Source organism: Pseudomonas sp. DWP2-2, from assembly GCF_049897065.1.
Taxonomy (GTDB): Bacteria; Pseudomonadota; Gammaproteobacteria; order Pseudomonadales; family Pseudomonadaceae; genus Aquipseudomonas; species Aquipseudomonas paracarnis.
In genome coordinates this window covers 69,978-85,423 of the sequence record NZ_JAFCVN010000011.1, presented here as the reverse complement: position 1 = coordinate 85,423, position 15,446 = coordinate 69,978, and the positions used below count along the sequence as shown (strand labels likewise).

Here is a 15,446-nt window from a genome sequence, read left to right as displayed (position 1 = left end):
TATTTTTTTACACTTCAGACGCCTGGCACTTTCTGGCATCCTGCGCCTCCATTTTCTGACCCGAGCCATCATTTTGTCTGACGCTCAAGCCCCCCGCCCGCGCTATAAATCTGACCTCATGTACGGCCTCGAAGACCGCCCGCACTTCACCGCCGCGATTTTTGCCGCGTTGCAGCATGTGTTGGCGAGTTTTGTCGGCATCATCACGCCCACCCTGATCGTCGGCGGCGTATTGGGGCTGGAAAGCGAAGTGCCGTACCTGGTGAGCATGGCGCTGTTTGTCTCGGGGCTTGGCACCTTTGTGCAGGCGCGCACTTTCGGGCCGGTGGGTTCAGGGCTGTTGTGCCTGCAAGGCACCAGTTTTTCCTTTATCAGCGTGATTTTGAGCGCTGGGTTCATGGTCAAGGCCCGGGGCGGCGGCACCGATGAAATCCTCTCGACGATCTTTGGCATCTGCTTTTTCGCGGCGTTTATCGAAGTGGTGCTCAGCCAGTTCATCGGCAAACTGCGCAAACTCATCACCCCGGTGGTCACCGGCACCATCATTACCTTGATGGGCTTGTCGCTGATCAAGGTGGCCGTCACCGACATGGCTGGCGGCTATGGCGCCAGCGACCTGGGCGCCGCAGGCAACATGGGCCTGGCGGCCTTGGTGCTGCTGACCATCGTGGTACTCAACCGCTTCAACAACCCGTTCCTGCGCCTGGGTTCGATCGTGATCGGCCTGACCTTGGGCTTCGTAGTGGCGTGGCTGCTGGGCCGCGTCGACATGGCCGCCCTGCCCCAGGTGCCGCTGATCAGCGTGCCGGTGCCGTTCAAGTACGGTTTCTCGTTCGACTGGGTGGCGTTTATCCCGGTGGCGGTGATTTTCCTGATTTCGCCCCTGGAAGCCGCTGGTGACCTGACCGCCAACTCGATGATTTCCCAGCAACCGGTCAAGGGCCCGCTGTACATCAAGCGCATCAAGTCCGGCCTGCTGGCCGACGGTCTCAACTCCGCGATGGCCGCCACCTTCAACAGCCTGCCGATGGTGACCTTTGCCCAGAACAACGGCGTGATCCAATTGACCGGCGTAGCCAGCCGCTACGTGGCGTACTTCATTGCTGGCCTGCTGGTGCTGCTGGGGCTGTTCCCGATGATCGGCGCGGTACTGCAACTGATGCCCAAGCCCGTATTGGGTGGCGCGACCCTGATCATGTTCGGCACCGTGGCCGTGGCCGGCATCAAGATCCTCGCTGAAGCGGGCCTGCACCGGCGCAATGTGCTGATCGTGGCGATTTCCCTAGGCATGGGCCTGGGCGTCGCCGCGGTGCCGGAAGTGCTGCGCGAGCTGCCCAAGGCGCTGCACAACATCTTCGAATCGCCGATCACCGTGGGTGCATTCTGTGCAATCCTGCTGAACATTTTCCTGCCCGAAGAGTTCATAGAGCTGGAAGAAGATGAATTCGAGCCGGAGTCCTCTACCCTCAAGGTCATGCAGGACCCGGACGTCACCCAAAAGTAGGAGCATTTCTTTATGCGCAAGCTCATGGTTCTATCGCTGTTGCTGCTGACCTTGAGCGCCTGTGCACTGTTTCCCAACCGCGACCCGGTGAACATCAATGTGGTGGGCATCGAGCCGCTGCAAAGCCAGGACCTGGAAGTGCGCTTTGCCGTGAAACTGCGGGTGCAAAACCCCAATGAAGCGGCAATCGACTACAACGGCGTGGCCTTGGACCTGGAGGTCAATGGCCGGCCACTCGCTTCTGGCGTCAGCGATCAGGCTGGCAGCATCCCACGCTTTTCTGAAACCGTACTGATGGTGCCGGTCAGCGTTTCGGCGTTTTCGGTGTTGCGCCAGACCCTGGGCCTGGGCCTGAGCCAGACCCAAAGCCTGAACAACCTGCCCTACGTGCTGCGCGGCAAACTGGCGGGCGGACTGTTTGGCACCATGCGCTTTGTAGAGCGTGGCACCCTGGACTTGCCGAACACCGCCACCTGGTAAGTGGCTGAAAACCAAATGTGGGAGCTGGCTTGCCTGCGATGGCGGTGCGTCAGTAACTGATGAATTGAATGACACACCGCTATCGCAGGCAAGTCAGCTCCCACAGGTTGATTGCGTTTAGTCAGTGATACAGCGAACGCCTGGCTTGGCGCGCTCGTCCACCACTAATTCAAAAATATCCGGCCGGGCGTAATGCCCCACTACGTCGTAGTCGTAGCGGGCCCGCACCAACTGGTCAGTATCGATCTGCGCCGTCAACAACCCCGCCTCGCCCACTAACGGCCCCGCCAAAATATCGCCCATGGGCCCGACGATCACGCTGCCGCCGGCAATCAACGGACGGTCCACCGGCCAGTTGGCAACCTCCACACCCAAGGCCTCGGGCGATGCCTGCACCTGGCAGGCGCTGACCACAAAGCAACGCCCTTCATGGGCAATATGGCGCATGCTCACCTGCCACATGTCGCGCTCGTCCACGGTGGGTGCACACCACACCTGAACGCCCTTGGCATACATCGCGGTGCGCAGCAACGGCATCATGTTTTCCCAGCACACCGCGCCGCCGATACGCCCCACCGCGGTGTCGATCACCGGCAGGGTCGAGCCGTCGCCCTTGCCCCAGATAAGCCGCTCGGTGCCGGTCGGCATCAGCTTGCGGTGCTTGGCCACCAGGCCGCCCGAGGGTTCGAAATACAACACCGTGCAGTACAGCGTGCTGCCACTGCGTTCGATCACGCCCAGCACCAGGCTGGCACCGGTACGCGCCGACATCCCGGCCAGCGCCTCGGTTTCTGGCCCCGGCACGTCAATGGCATTGGCAAAATACCGTGCAAAGGCTTCCCGGCCCTCGGGCAGGCGATAACCCAATTGCGTGCCAAAGCTTTCGCCCTTGGGATAGCCGCCCAGCAACGCCTCGGGCATGACCACCAAGTGCGCGCCACTGCGCTGGATTTGATCCTCATAGGCCAGGATCTGCGCCAGGGTTTCAGCCTTGCCGCCAGGCAAGGCGCCGATTTGCAGGGCTGCGACAGTCGATACGGGCATCAGGCTCACTCCGATAGATAGGGGTTGCCCATTCTCCGGCCAGACTCGATCATGAATAAAGCCCACCTCAGTGCTAAATGATATGAGCCAAATGAATATCGCCCAGGTTGACCTGAACCTGCTCAAAACCTTCGAAGCCCTGCACGACGAGTCCAGTGCCAGCCGTGCGGCGCTGCGTTTGAGCGTGACGCAGTCGGCGATCAGCGCGGGCTTGCGGCGTTTGCGCGAGCTGTATGGTGACCCTTTGTTCGTGCGCACCGGACGCGGCCTGGCGCCCACATTGCGTGCCAACCAGTTGAAACCGGTGATCAGTGAGGCATTGGATCGCTGCCGCCAGAGCCTGGCGATGATCAGCCCGCAAAACCTGCACTACGAGGGCCGCTCGGTGGTGCTGGGGCTGTCAGATGACTTCGAGATTGCCTATGGCCGAAGCCTGATGGAGGCCATCGCACTGCGCCTGCCCAAGCTACGGGTGATCTTTCGCCAGACCTACAGCCAGATCGTCGCCGCCGCCCTGCTCGACCGCACGCTGGACCTGGCCATTACCGCCGGCGGTTTTACCGAGCGCAGGCTGAGCCGACAGGTGCTGGGGGAAGGTGACTATCGTTGCCTGGTAGACCCCCATAGCCTGGCGCCGGGCGAGGAGACTATCGACCTGCAAGGGTTTGTCACACGGGAACATGTATTGGTGTCGTCAGGCGGGTTTATCGGCATTACCGATGAAGGCTTGGCGGCGCACGGGCTGCGCCGCCACGTGTGCGCGTCCACCAGCCACTTTGCCGCGTTGCCGTATCTGCTCAAAGGCAGCACCGCAGTAGCAACCATTCCCGGGCATGCGGCCCACGCCATTGCGCAAATGACCGGCCTGCGCGTGCTGCCCTGCCCGCTGGCGCTACCGCATTACCCGGTGGAGTTGGGCTGGCGCACCCAGGCTCAGTTGGACCCGTTGCTGCTCAAGGTGCGCGAAGCGATTGTGGCGTGCTTTACTTTGCCGCCGCCATCAGCTTGTTGACTTCACTGCGCACCATGTTGGAAAACTCCGGCGGCGACATGCCATCGAGTTCGGCACGTACCCATTCGGCCCACTTGCCCTTGCGTTTGGCGCGCTCACCGAACAAGCGCGCGGCTTCGCCTTTGGCCTTGCCCAGGTTGGTTTGCCACAGGTCGTAGAGGCGCGACTTTTCATCTTCCAGCTCGGCGCGTTCGGCGAGGGTCTTGTTGGCGAGATTGAAGCTCATGTTGAATTACCTGCTGCACAAATAGGTGACATCTTACACTGTAGGCCCAAAGTTCCCGATCCGGATTTTGCCTCGGATGAGCGCGCCGGCAAAAAAACTGCAACTTTTGCCACCGCCCGATACTCCATTGTTCACTGCCACATCCACCTGCAAGGAGTCACTCAATGGCCCGCAAAACCGCCGCCCAAGCTGTCGAAGATCAAATCAAGGACCAAGCGTTCAGCGAACTGAGCGCATTGATCGAAGAGTCGGACAAACTGCTTAAAAGCAGCGCATCCCTGGTGGGCGAGGAAGGTGAAACCCTGCGCGAGCAGGTTGCCATCAAACTCAAGCAAGCCCTGGAATCGGTGTCCAACGTGCGTGAACGCAGCAAGCCGGTTGTGGATGCCACCGAGACTTACATCGGTGGGCACCCATGGCAGACCGTGGCCATTTCCGCAGGCTTTGGCCTGGTGGTCGGCCTGTTGCTGGGTCGCCGTAACTGATCCATTTAGGCTGCGCATCGCGCAGCCTGTTTCACCCCGTCGCCAACGCCCTCAACTCGCGCAACGCCTGCGCGTCCAGTTCGATCCCGGTTTCCTGCGACTTCGCCCGCGTACGATGGCGTCGGTCCCCCGGCAATCGACGCAACCCCGCCGCATGCATCTGCCGCACCAGCTCCTGGCTGCGTTGGGCGAAGCTTTGCCCTGCGGTTTTACTCGGGTCGATCACGATCAGAAGCTGGCCTGTCCATGGCGTACGCGCGCCTGGGTGGTCCGTCCAATCGAATTCAAAAGAGAAGTTGCCGCCCGTCAACGCTGCCGCCAGCAACTCGACCATCATCGACAGTGCCGAACCCTTGTGCCCGCCAAATGGCAACAGTGCGCCGCCTTCCAGAATGGCTTTAGGGTCCTGGGTCGGCTGACCGAGGCTATCGACGCCCATGCCCGGTGGCAACCGCTCGCCTTTGCGTGCGGCGATTTGCACGTCGCCATGGGCCATGGCGCTGGTGGCCAGGTCAAACACAATCGGCGCACCGTCGGCCCGTGGTGCCGCAAACGCGATAGGGTTGGTGCCGAACAACGGGCGATCCGCGCCGTGGGGCACCACACAGGTCATGCTGTTGACCACGCTGAGTGCCACCAGCCCGTCCTCGGCAAACGGCTCGACGTCCGGCCACAGGGCTGCAAAGTGATGGGAGTTATGGATCGCCAGCAACGCGATGCCGGCGCTGCGTGCCTTCTCCACCAGCAACGGGCGCGCCGCTGCCAGGGCCGGCTGGGCAAAACCATTGCCCGCGTCGACGCGCACAAAGCCTGAGGCCACATCGGTCACGCTGGGGACGGCGGTGCCGTTGACCCATCCACTGGCCAGCGTCGAAAGGTAACCGGGGATGCGAAAAATACCGTGACTGTGGGCACCGTCACGCTCGGCACTTGCGCAGTTGTGCGCAAGAATCGCAGCAACCTGCGGCGATGTGCCGTGCCGGACGAAGACCTGTTGAAGTAACTCCACCAGTTCAGCAAAGCGGATCGAGGCACAAGCGGTGGCAACTGTCGACTGCGCAGACATTTGAAGCTCCGTTTTTATGATTGGAAGGGGCAACGAATGGGACATCCAGACCCTCGATTAAACACCACGCACGCTCTGCGTTGTCAACGTGCGCAGCGCTGAATATTTACCGCCTTGCACCACGGGCGCCTGCCTACCCTGTGCTTTTCCTGGCACGCCGGAGACAGGCTGTGGTTCGCTTAACCCCCCCGTATTTCTTCCCTGAGTTTCTCAAACCCCAAGGCAAAGCCTCGCCCACCGCTCGTGAACGCACGCTAGGGCTCACCGCCAAAGACCTTGACTGGCTGTACAACCTTTACCTGGCTACCGACGAGTCTCGTCTCGGCAGGACACAAGCCGGCACGATCACCCCATGCGCGTTGAAAAGGTCCTGATCAACATTTCCGGCAAGCCCCCCATCCCCCTTGCCGGCGCGTTCGCGATCAGCCCGACACCCGACGCCGCCAAGGCGTTGCTCTACACCCCGGATAACGGCATACAGGTCTATGACAGCCACGCCGCCCTGCTGAGCGAGTTGATCGAGCAATTGGAAGACCCACTGCAGAGCGCCCCTTTGCTGAGCTACCTGTCGATGGACCAACGCAATGCGCTGGGCGCTGACACGCCCATGGTGTTGACCACTCAGCTCATCGAGGGTGAAGTCATGCCGGAGCAAGCACGCATGCTCCAGGCCTGCCAGCTGGATAACGTCAAGGCCATGCTCGACCACCTGCAAAAAACCCCGACCTTGCCTGACATGCTCGACACGCTGCTGAGCGTCATGGCCCGCCCCCATTTCAAACACCTGGATCAACGGGACACACGGGTCAATGTCTTCACCCGCGAAGCTGAGCAAGCAACGCCACGTTGGGTCAACTCGCTGACCTTGAGCGAAGCGCTGCTGCAATTTTATGTGCGCCATGGGTGGCCCAAAGGGCAGACACGCGAATACTCGAACCCAAAACATGACACCACTGGCTTCACTGCCTCCGAACGGGAAGAAGATCACCAGCGTTGGGAAGCCTTGATCGAACAAAGCTCCAGTACTTTCTCGAAGCTGTTGGAAAGCCTGCTGCAGACCTACTGGAATGAAGATATCGACAGCGGCACCTCGCGCGTGGATTTTTTTGCCCAGGTCGTGGCGCAGAAGTTTCGCCTCGATGTGTTGCTCAAGCGCCAGGGCGAGATTATTACCGCCGAGGAAAGCCACGCATTTCAGGCCCTGCTCCTCAGCGACCAAAGCGCCCGCAGCGCCCATGCCGAAAACCTCAGCGTGGAAAAGGTGCGCCTTTATGCCCCCCATCAACATTACGTTGAACCGGCGAGCACCTTGATGATCACCGAGCACCACGCGTACCTCTACACCCAATCGCGCGGGTTACAGGTGCTGGAAAACCTCGACGACCTCAAAGACCTGTTATTGAGCATGCTCAAGGCCGAAGGCTACGAGGACGAATGGCTCAACTTCCTCTCATTGGATGAGCGCGACACGCTGCTCGGCCTGGACCCGATCGCCGTCGCGGCAAGGCCGATACCCGGCAATGTGTTCGTGACCTTGGTACAAGACATTGCGCGCAAGCAAACGGAGAACCTTAACCACGCCCTGGAAATCTACCGGCGCAGCGATGGCCAAGTGGACCTCGCAGCCCTGCTCGACAGTGCCCTGGACGTACGTGCCTTGCTGGACAATCAACTGGCCACACTGGAGACCAACGGGCGCTGGACCTTGCATCCGGTCACCCGCGGTAATGGCCGCCCTTCGACCGTCAAGGCCGAGCGCGCCCGGCTGCAGCTTCAGAACCTGCGGGCGATTGAGCGTGCGCTGGCGATGGAGCGCGCGCATCACCCGACCTTACGTAGCATCGTCGCTGACACGCTCAACGCTGAACTGCAACTGCAGCAACAGCCAGTCAAAGCCGAGGAGGTGTATATCAATACCTACGCCACGCGTGCCCAGGAGCGTGAAGAGCGTCCGGCAGTGCAGTCATTGAGCATGCTTGAGCACTTCATTGAACGCCTGGCCCAAGAGGCGCCTGCGGTGCCCTTCTCGTCCAGGACGAAGTTCTATACACGGGGCGAAGGCAATGTCTTCATGCAATTGCCAAGCATGACGCTCAAGACGTTCAACACCGTCATCGAGCGCGTCCTGCTGCTGTTTTCCAAGCACGCCATGCGCCAGCAACCCCATGAGTTTCTCGTCAAGACTCACGCCAAACACGCCCACTCGATGCTGGTAGGGTTACGCAGCGAAGCCGAGCTGAGGTCGCTGGATAAAACCCTGGCGCCCACAAGCCAGGCCATTCTCGACACGCTATTTCAGCCCGACAGTCTGTCGCGCTTGACACGCCATGGCCTTAACGGATTTTTGCCGGATGCCTATGGCTTGACGTTGGACTTGAACGCCGTCGATACGCCACAACCGCTGGCCAATACGTTCGTGATCACTGAGCGCGGCGGTATCGACCCGCAGCGCTCGGGCCAGGCGCTGCTCTGGACCCCGCGCCTGGGCTACGAAGTCTTTGCCTCGATCAACGCCCTGCGCGATGAAATCACCCAGCGCCTGGCGCACCCACTCAACAGCTTGAGCCTGCTGGAGAATCTGCCGTTCTGCTTGCGCGAGCCCCATCAGGCATTTAGCCAGGGCCCGCTGCAACGTATTGATCAGGACCTGTTGAATGACCGAGTAGACAGCTACAACGACGCGGTCATGGAAGGCGTGGATCACCTGCAATCCATGGGCCTGCGCGCCCGTGCCTTGCAGGACCGGTTGGACGCCGTCATCGAACAGCCTCCGCCCACTAACCTTGGCAGGGCAATCACATTGGCCGATGCCATGGTCAACCAGCAGGCACTGCCACTGTGGCTGGGGATGGCGCCGGTCCAGGACCAAATCCATCAGGCCGAGCTTCTGGAGCAATACTGCAACAACGCCGACGATGAACACGACTACCTGCATGACATCCAACCCCTGCGTGCTTATGCCTTCACCACGCTGATGGCGCTGCTTGAGGCGCGCTTTCCCGGCCAGGCGCTCAACCCCGATCACATCCTGATCCCCACCGATGCAGTGCTCGATGTGAATGTCGACAACCTGACCGACTTTGCGTTGCGGCACTGGCCAGATCTGACCGTTCAACACATCCGCCCGCGTTCACGCACGGCAAAGCCATTACCGCAAGCCCTGGACGCAAGTGCCGTGATACAAATGGTGCGCCAGCTGGATCTCAAAAGCGCTTATCAGCAACAGGTGCGAAGCCACCTTGAGGCGCAAACCGATGATGCACGCCAACGCAGGCGTCTGTTTTGCCGTCAGTTGCCGTGGCAAGCGCTGCAACACGCCCACGAGCAAAGGTTGCAGGAGCAGCTTTCCACGCGAGCCTTGAGCCTGGTCCAGCAGATTTTCGATATGCCGGACGCCGTGGCCCGAGCTTCACTCAGCGGGTCCACGGCGACGATTCGACCGCTGGAACTGATCGCCACCGAAGGCGCCAGTACCGCCAAGGTGCTGGGTGTGTACCTGATCGGCCCGCAGTTTCCCGGCGAGGGTCCATGGGTGCTCTACGCGCCGTACAGCGAACAGCATGTGTTCAAGGAATACGCGGATGAAACGGGCTTACTGGATGAGATACAAGGGCCAGGCGCCCTGCAGGACTGGGTGCTTATGCACCTGGAAGATCCGCATCAGGCCACTTACCGCCACTTGCTGAAAAACAACCAGCATAGCCCGCCCGATATCCGCCTGGCCGCTTCGGCAGTGACGGGCAATGTGCTGCATTACCTGTTCAGTGAAAACACATTGATGTTGCTCAAGGTGCTGGGCAGCCAATTCGAAGAAGGCGCCAAGACCCTGTGGGATCACGCAACGCGTCTGTTCGGCAAGGACATCCCGACGGCGGTGCAGTTCATGGCCGGCAAACTCGCCTACCCGCTGGCGGTATGGCGCAGCTACACCTTGTTCAAGCGCTCGGCCGAAGCCTTGCAGCTACACCAGTGGAAGGCTGCATTCAAGGATTTCGTCAGGGGCGTGGCGCAAATGGCCGCCCTGCGCAGTGCGCTGGACGGCACCGCCATTGCCCCACCCACTGAAAAGGAGCGCTCGCTGGCCGAGCTGACAGATGAGTCACTGCCCGCAGCCACCACCCTCGCCACCTGGCATATCACCTGCCCTTCGCGCACCCGGCTGCAGCCGTTCGAGGCACAGGATGTGGCGTTGCAAGACCTGAAAAAGAGCACGCTCAGCCAGGTGTATGAAGACCAGGAAAACTCGAAATACTATGTTCCGCTGGCCGGCAAGGTGTATAGCGTCAAGAAAGCCGCACAACACTGGCGCCTCGCCAACGACGAGCAGGTGGGGCCGTACATCGGCCGTAATGCGCAGGGCATATGGGTACTGGAGCTGGGCGGCCAGGAGCCGCGCTTCGGCAGGGCTCAGTCGTACCTCAAGACGTGGCGCAATGAAGTACGGGATATCAACATTGAAGCGGTCGGTATCCGCGATATTGGCGCGTTGACCTATTGGAAAGCCCAAGCCATCACTGAAGCGTTGAACTTTGCGACTTATTACGCGCTGAACTGCCGCCGCAACGTTGCGCAATTTGCTGTACAACGCGACCCCGACAGCCGGGTTGGGCGATTTTTAGGGGAAATGTTTGGTGTCGTCACACTGACCCCGGACCAGGTCTTGAGAGTCACAAAAATAATCGGCGAGATCATCGATGAACTCACCGACCCCAGCTTGACCGGTCCGAACTCCATGCGCTTTGTCGCGGGCACCAGCCGACAGGATCCGGCGTCGGATTATGCATTCATGATTCCCGCCGACAGAGAACGCAAGCTGTATCTGCTGAGCCGATTCTTCGACCCCAATCTGGACGTCTACCAGAACCGTCTGCTGGAGAATGTGGCGTTCAACATATCGACGCACGCCAGGGCCAGCACGCTGATTCACGAATTATCGCACTTGAAGCTCGACACCGTGGACATTGCCTACCTGGACAGCATGCGACCCTTCCCAGACTTGATCAATGTCGCAAGGCCCGGCGCCGAAGTGCTTAAAACCACCCTGGAAGATTTGCGCAGCACCGCGTTATCGACGATGACGCCTGCAACGATGTTGTTCAAGACTCAAGACAGCCTCACCGAATTGTGGGAAGACTTTAAGCCTGGTTCTGCAATTGAAAAGAAAATTTTCAAGGCTACTGGCGCCAAGACCCTGCAGGACGCGAGGATCATTTTCATGTCAGTCCCTGATAAGCGTATTGACACCATCCTGGCCAACGCCGACTCGGTGACGTACCTGATCACCCATCTTGGCCGCCAGCTGGAGCCGGGGGCCTGAACGGCCCCCGGCGAGTGCATCAGTCTTTCTGGTCACGCAGCACGTTACCGGAAGCGCCGTCGATGCGCGCCTCATACACGATGCCATCGGACTTGCGACCTTTGACTTCCCAATAGCCATTGTCATCCGCTTCAGCGGCGTAGACCTCAATGTAGCCGGCCTTGGTTTTCGCCACCTCGATGGCTTTCTCAATGGTGATCCAGCCTGCACCCGGCTTGTCGGCCATGGCGGCGCCAGCGCTCAACAGCGCGGAAGTAGCACACAGGGCGATCAAGGTTTTCTTCAACATTTTCGTACTCCATAGTGGACGACAGGTTAATTCCTGATTTTTTAGGCGCACACAAACAAGAATAAGTTCCAATTGATGTGCAATCGCCATGATGCGGTTCTCGCCGTCCACCTTGGGAGGTTAGAATGTGGGAAATCAGGATGAGTTAATGAGCGAAAAGCCCCTTTCAGAAACCGAATATGACGCCATCACCGACGCCGCCGCGCATTGGTGCATGCGCCTGCATGCTGCAGATTGCACGGCGGGTGAACGTCAGGCTTTTACCCAATGGCACGATGCCCATCCGCTGCACGCCTTCGAATATGCAGCCATGCTCGAGATCTGGGACGTGGCCGACCATCTGCCCCGCGACAAGCCTGAGGCGGTGGTGGTCCCAATCAAGAAGCCGCCCAGCCGCTTGCGCACCTACGCGGTGGCCGCAGCGGTGTGCCTGGCGGCATTGCCGCTTGCCGCCTTCACCGGCTGGGAAGCGGGCTGGTTGCCCAGCTCATATGAACGGTTCGAAGCAGCCAATGGCTTGAAGAAAGTCACCCTGGGCGATGGCAGCCAAGTAGAGTTGAACCTGGGCACCGAGTTGGTCTACAGCCATTACAAGGACCAGCGCCGTGTCACCCTGAAAAAGGGCGAAGCGTTCTTCAACGTCACGCACGACAGCAACCACCCGTTTATCGTGCGGGCCGGCGAAGGCCAGGTGCGAGTGACCGGCACGCAGTTCAATGTCTGGGAATATGAAGATCAGGTGCGGGTGATGTTACTGGAGGGCTCGGTGCAGATCTCCAGCGACGGCGAGCATGCCAGTGTGCCGCTTAGCCCAGGCATGCAAGCCAGTTTCCGCCAGGGTGACGCCACCCCACAGGTCGCCGCTATCAATCCCGATGACACCGCGCTGGCATGGCGCCAGGGCAAGCTGGTGCTCGACAACCTGACCCTCACGGACGCCTTGCCCCTGATCAACCGCTACCTGAAAAAGCCGGTGATGCTTGCAGACGCCAGTACCGGTGCGATTCGCGTCGGCGGTATCTATAACATCAACGAGGTCAACAACCTCGTGCCCTCCCTGCCCAAGGTGTTGCCGGTCTACCTGACCCAAAACCAGGACGGCAACCCCGTGCTCAATTCCATTCCGCGTAAAACCCCCAAGGGCTGAGCCCGCTCGCGCCAAGCGGTACGTTTGGGCCGCGGGTGTCCATTTTTGAAACACCTCCCTCACCTGCATCGCCCGCCGTATGCGGATTCATGGTTCTGTCACAGGCAGTGTTACATGGCTGAGACGGCGTGAGGCGAGCACAGGCATATCTCAAGCGCTCAGGACTGTTTCAACGCTGAAACAGAGTTGCCATCACTTTGCCCCGACTTAATCCCAACCCCTTGAATATCAACATCTAATAAAAAGCGGCACGCCTTCTGCTCTTTCCCTGACAACGCTGTTTAGGGTCAGCGTTAAGAATAAGGACTGCCGCCGTGAACACACTCACACACACCTCGTCGATAAACGTACTGCTGATCGGTTGCGTGCTCAGTGCAGGTGTCAGCCTGACGAGCCAGGCGGGTGACGGTGTGATCGTGACCGGGCGTACGGTGCAGGGCCACATGTACGGGCGCACCTCCCTGCCCGACCCCTACCCCAATACCGCCAACGCCAACCCCAGCAAAGAGATCAACAGCGCCCTGACCGGCGAACTCAGTGACAGGGACATCGGCGGCATCAGCAGTGGTTCCAGCCTCGCCCGCTCCCTTCAGCCCAATGGCAGCTTGTCGGGCCTGGGCGCCACCCAAAACAGCATGTCGACACTTGGCGCTGGCGCAGCGGCCGGCCACGGTGCGGGCAGCGGCGGCAGCATGGGCGGGCAGATCAGCGACTCGGTCCAGCGTGGCATGGCGCCGCTCAACAACCTCGGCAGCATGATGGGGGGCAAGTGATGAAGCGCGCCCTGTTGATATTCGCCCTGCTGGGCAGCGCCTCGGCAATGGCCGACAACAGCGCGGTGATCAACCACAGCGGCCAGCAGTACGACGGTGTGCTGTCGATCAACCAGGCCGCCGGCACGGGGCAGCAGATGTCCAACAGCCGCGCCATCGCGCTCGGTGGCCAGGCCACCAACCTCGACATCCAGCGCGTCGACGGCAAGGTCGACCCGTCCCTGAACGCCAAGGCCGCGATCCAGGGCAACTCATTCAGCAGTGGCAACGGTGTGCTGGGCATCAACCAGTCTGCCGGGGCCAATAACCAATCCATCAACGCTGTGCGGATCAGCCTCAACCCTGGCCCGCAGAGCATCGATGACAGCGTCCTGTTGCAACAGAACACGACGACGCTGGCAACCGACTCAGGGCTCACCCCCACCACTGGCAGCCGCCAGGTCGTGACCAGCGACCAGGCCTTCACCGGCAGCCGAGGAGTGACACAGGTGAACCAGAGTGCCGGGGTGGGGAACCGAGTGGCTAACACCCTGGGCATCACTATCAAGTAACCGCTTGGTAGACGTTCGTTAGACCGTACCAACACTTAACCAACTAATTAGAAGCAAGGAGAAACACCATGAAACCTCAAATGGCTCTGAAACCAATGGTTTTCGCTCTCGCCGCACTCATGGCTGCTGCTGCTCAAGCGGGTGGCTGGCATCCAACCCCACAACCCACCGGTACCGTGGCCGCTGTCGTCACCGATGTGCAAAAAAGCGAACACAACAAATTCGATGACACCAACACCGAGAACAATGCATCAGCCGACAACTCGGTAAATAGCAACAGCGGTAATGTCGGGGTCAACGCACAATCAGGTTCCGGAAACCAGGCTGACAACGCCGGCGCCATCTCCAGTGCCAAAGGCGACTTCGCCACCGTGTTTGCCGTGATTGATGTCGACCAAGGCAGCTCGCATAACAACTTCGTCAACAAAGGCACGCAAAACAACGCCTCTCTGGACGGCTCCATCACCGGCAACTCCGGCAACGTGGGTTACAACGGCCAGGCCGGCCAGGGCAACCAGGGTAAAAACAACCTGGCCATCACCACCGCTGACGGCAAGAACATCGCAGCGGCTTCCAACACCGAGCAGAACTCGCTCAACAACAGCTACCTGAACACGGCCGCCAGCAGCCATGGTTATGGCAAGCCTCAGTACGTGTCCAACAACGCAAGCCTCGACAACTCGGTTAACCGCAACTCCGGCAACGTAGGTGTCAACCTGCAATCCGGTGCGGGCAACCAAGGCAGCAACAGCCTGTCGATCGGCCAAGGTTGCAGCGTCTGCGCCAGCGGCGTGCGCTTCTGATCCAACGGGGCCTTGGCGACAAGGCCCTTTTTATTCCAGTGTCCAACAGGTCATTCGATCATGCGTATCGCGACCCTCACCCTCCTGATGTTACTCACCGGCACGACCTGGGCAGGCACCATGGCAATCTCCGCCATGCCCGGCGGTGCGGTGATTTTCAAGAAGGTGGAGAGCATTCGCGAGCGCCGGTTCGCCAATCTGGTGGAACAGAAAACCGATTTCAGCTGCGGTGCCGCGGCACTTGCCACCATCCTGCGCCAGGCCTATTGGCTGGACGTCGACGAAGCACACATCATCAAAGGCATGCTGGTCACTGCCGACCAGGACCTGGTACGAACCCAGGGCTTTTCCATGCTGGATATGAAGCGCTACCTCGAAAGCATCGGCATGCGTGCCCGGGGCTACAAGATCGCGCCCGAGACCCTGTTGACCGTGAAAATCCCCGTGGTGGTGCTGCTGGAAATCCGCGGCTACAAGCACTTCGTGGTGTTGCAACGGGCCGACAAGGACTGGGTGTACATCGGTGACCCCGTATTGGGCCACAAGCGCTATTCCCATGACGATTTCGTCAAAGGCTGGAATGGCATTGTCTTCGCCGTACTGGGCGAGGGTTACGACAAGGCCAACGTCTTGCTCGACCCGCCCCTGCCGCTGACCGCCAAGAGCCAGATGAATGAGTTCCGGCCTGTGGGCGATGCCGAGCTGATGGATTTCGGTTTTATCCAGAGCGACTTCTTCTAGAAGCGCAA

General features: G+C 60.1%; 14 protein-coding genes. 10 read left to right on the top strand and 4 right to left on the bottom strand.

The window, feature by feature from the left end; all coding sequences use genetic code 11:
* Positions 1-73 precede the first annotated feature (73 nt).
* Both ACP7CZ_RS21425 and ACP7CZ_RS21420 read left to right on the top strand, forming a co-directional pair.
* Positions 74-1,504 (top strand): nucleobase:cation symporter-2 family protein, encoded by a 1,431-nt coding sequence (locus ACP7CZ_RS21425; protein ID WP_032901653.1) that lies wholly within the window; start codon positions 74-76, stop codon positions 1,502-1,504.
* A 12-nt stretch (positions 1,505-1,516) separates the two neighbouring features.
* Positions 1,517-1,984 carry an LEA type 2 family protein gene (locus ACP7CZ_RS21420; RefSeq protein WP_294157607.1) on the top strand — a complete coding sequence of 156 codons (468 nt, stop codon included), beginning with the start codon at positions 1,517-1,519 and terminating at the stop codon, positions 1,982-1,984.
* Positions 1,985-2,101: 117 nt separating this feature from the next.
* Here the strand turns inward: ACP7CZ_RS21420 and ACP7CZ_RS21415 are convergent, their stop codons facing one another.
* Entirely contained in the window at positions 2,102-3,028 is a 927-nt protein-coding gene (locus tag ACP7CZ_RS21415; RefSeq protein WP_057977527.1) for a carbon-nitrogen hydrolase family protein, read from the bottom strand.
* A gap of 91 nt (positions 3,029-3,119) precedes the next feature.
* On the opposite strand from ACP7CZ_RS21415, the gene ACP7CZ_RS21410 reads away from it, so the two are divergent.
* Positions 3,120-4,040, top strand: a complete 921-nt coding sequence (locus ACP7CZ_RS21410; protein ID WP_294157598.1) for a LysR family transcriptional regulator — start codon at positions 3,120-3,122, stop codon at positions 4,038-4,040.
* On the opposite strand, the gene ACP7CZ_RS21405 is transcribed toward ACP7CZ_RS21410, so the two are convergent.
* Positions 4,012-4,266 carry a hypothetical protein gene (locus ACP7CZ_RS21405; protein WP_003190904.1) on the bottom strand — a complete coding sequence of 85 codons (255 nt, stop codon included), beginning with the start codon at positions 4,264-4,266 and terminating at the stop codon, positions 4,012-4,014. The genes ACP7CZ_RS21410 and ACP7CZ_RS21405 overlap by 29 nt on opposite strands.
* A gap of 164 nt (positions 4,267-4,430) precedes the next feature.
* Between ACP7CZ_RS21405 and ACP7CZ_RS21400 the strand changes: the two genes are divergently transcribed.
* Complete coding sequence (locus ACP7CZ_RS21400; protein ID WP_019817806.1) at positions 4,431-4,751, top strand: DUF883 family protein; 321 nt, start codon at positions 4,431-4,433, stop codon at positions 4,749-4,751.
* Between the two features lie 31 nt (positions 4,752-4,782).
* Here the strand turns inward: ACP7CZ_RS21400 and ACP7CZ_RS21395 are convergent, their stop codons facing one another.
* Complete coding sequence (locus ACP7CZ_RS21395) at positions 4,783-5,817, bottom strand: Ldh family oxidoreductase (RefSeq protein WP_054897479.1); 1,035 nt, start codon at positions 5,815-5,817, stop codon at positions 4,783-4,785.
* Positions 5,818-6,169: 352 nt separating this feature from the next.
* On the opposite strand from ACP7CZ_RS21395, the gene ACP7CZ_RS21390 reads away from it, so the two are divergent.
* Positions 6,170-11,134, top strand: a complete 4,965-nt coding sequence (locus tag ACP7CZ_RS21390) for a dermonecrotic toxin domain-containing protein (protein ID WP_365691831.1) — start codon at positions 6,170-6,172, stop codon at positions 11,132-11,134.
* A 19-nt stretch (positions 11,135-11,153) separates the two neighbouring features.
* Here the strand turns inward: ACP7CZ_RS21390 and ACP7CZ_RS21385 are convergent, their stop codons facing one another.
* Entirely contained in the window at positions 11,154-11,423 is a 270-nt protein-coding gene (locus ACP7CZ_RS21385) for a PepSY domain-containing protein (protein WP_014718736.1), read from the bottom strand.
* Between the two features lie 148 nt (positions 11,424-11,571).
* Here ACP7CZ_RS21385 and ACP7CZ_RS21380 point away from each other — a divergent pair, with 148 nt between their 5' ends.
* From ACP7CZ_RS21380 to ACP7CZ_RS21360, 5 genes are all read left to right on the top strand, one after another.
* Complete coding sequence (locus ACP7CZ_RS21380; RefSeq protein ID WP_236455599.1) at positions 11,572-12,570, top strand: FecR family protein; 999 nt, start codon at positions 11,572-11,574, stop codon at positions 12,568-12,570.
* 314 nt (positions 12,571-12,884) lie between these two features.
* Positions 12,885-13,343, top strand: coding sequence for a hypothetical protein (locus tag ACP7CZ_RS21375; protein ID WP_054897482.1), 459 nt, complete (start codon positions 12,885-12,887; stop codon positions 13,341-13,343).
* Positions 13,343-13,894, top strand: a complete 552-nt coding sequence (locus tag ACP7CZ_RS21370) for a hypothetical protein (protein ID WP_054897483.1) — start codon at positions 13,343-13,345, stop codon at positions 13,892-13,894. Before ACP7CZ_RS21375 ends, ACP7CZ_RS21370 begins: the two co-directional genes overlap by 1 nt.
* 68 nt (positions 13,895-13,962) lie before the next feature.
* Complete coding sequence (locus ACP7CZ_RS21365) at positions 13,963-14,697, top strand: hypothetical protein (protein WP_003190893.1); 735 nt, start codon at positions 13,963-13,965, stop codon at positions 14,695-14,697.
* A gap of 60 nt (positions 14,698-14,757) precedes the next feature.
* Complete coding sequence (locus ACP7CZ_RS21360) at positions 14,758-15,438, top strand: C39 family peptidase (RefSeq protein WP_019817800.1); 681 nt, start codon at positions 14,758-14,760, stop codon at positions 15,436-15,438.
* Positions 15,439-15,446: the final 8 nt, after the last annotated feature.

Coding starts and splice junctions, on each gene's coding strand:
- ACP7CZ_RS21400 (WP_019817806.1), top strand. CDS start 4,431: ATGGCCCGCAAAACCGCCGCCCAAGCTGTCGAAGATCAAATCAAGGAC.
- ACP7CZ_RS21360 (WP_019817800.1), top strand. CDS start 14,758: ATGCGTATCGCGACCCTCACCCTCCTGATGTTACTCACCGGCACGACC.
- ACP7CZ_RS21380 (WP_236455599.1), top strand. CDS start 11,572: ATGAGCGAAAAGCCCCTTTCAGAAACCGAATATGACGCCATCACCGAC.
- ACP7CZ_RS21395 (WP_054897479.1), bottom strand. CDS start 5,817: ATGTCTGCGCAGTCGACAGTTGCCACCGCTTGTGCCTCGATCCGCTTT.
- ACP7CZ_RS21390 (WP_365691831.1), top strand. CDS start 6,170: ATGCGCGTTGAAAAGGTCCTGATCAACATTTCCGGCAAGCCCCCCATC.
- ACP7CZ_RS21415 (WP_057977527.1), bottom strand. CDS start 3,028: ATGCCCGTATCGACTGTCGCAGCCCTGCAAATCGGCGCCTTGCCTGGC.
- ACP7CZ_RS21385 (WP_014718736.1), bottom strand. CDS start 11,423: ATGTTGAAGAAAACCTTGATCGCCCTGTGTGCTACTTCCGCGCTGTTG.
- ACP7CZ_RS21365 (WP_003190893.1), top strand. CDS start 13,963: ATGAAACCTCAAATGGCTCTGAAACCAATGGTTTTCGCTCTCGCCGCA.
- ACP7CZ_RS21420 (WP_294157607.1), top strand. CDS start 1,517: ATGCGCAAGCTCATGGTTCTATCGCTGTTGCTGCTGACCTTGAGCGCC.
- ACP7CZ_RS21370 (WP_054897483.1), top strand. CDS start 13,343: ATGAAGCGCGCCCTGTTGATATTCGCCCTGCTGGGCAGCGCCTCGGCA.
- ACP7CZ_RS21410 (WP_294157598.1), top strand. CDS start 3,120: ATGAATATCGCCCAGGTTGACCTGAACCTGCTCAAAACCTTCGAAGCC.
- ACP7CZ_RS21405 (WP_003190904.1), bottom strand. CDS start 4,266: ATGAGCTTCAATCTCGCCAACAAGACCCTCGCCGAACGCGCCGAGCTG.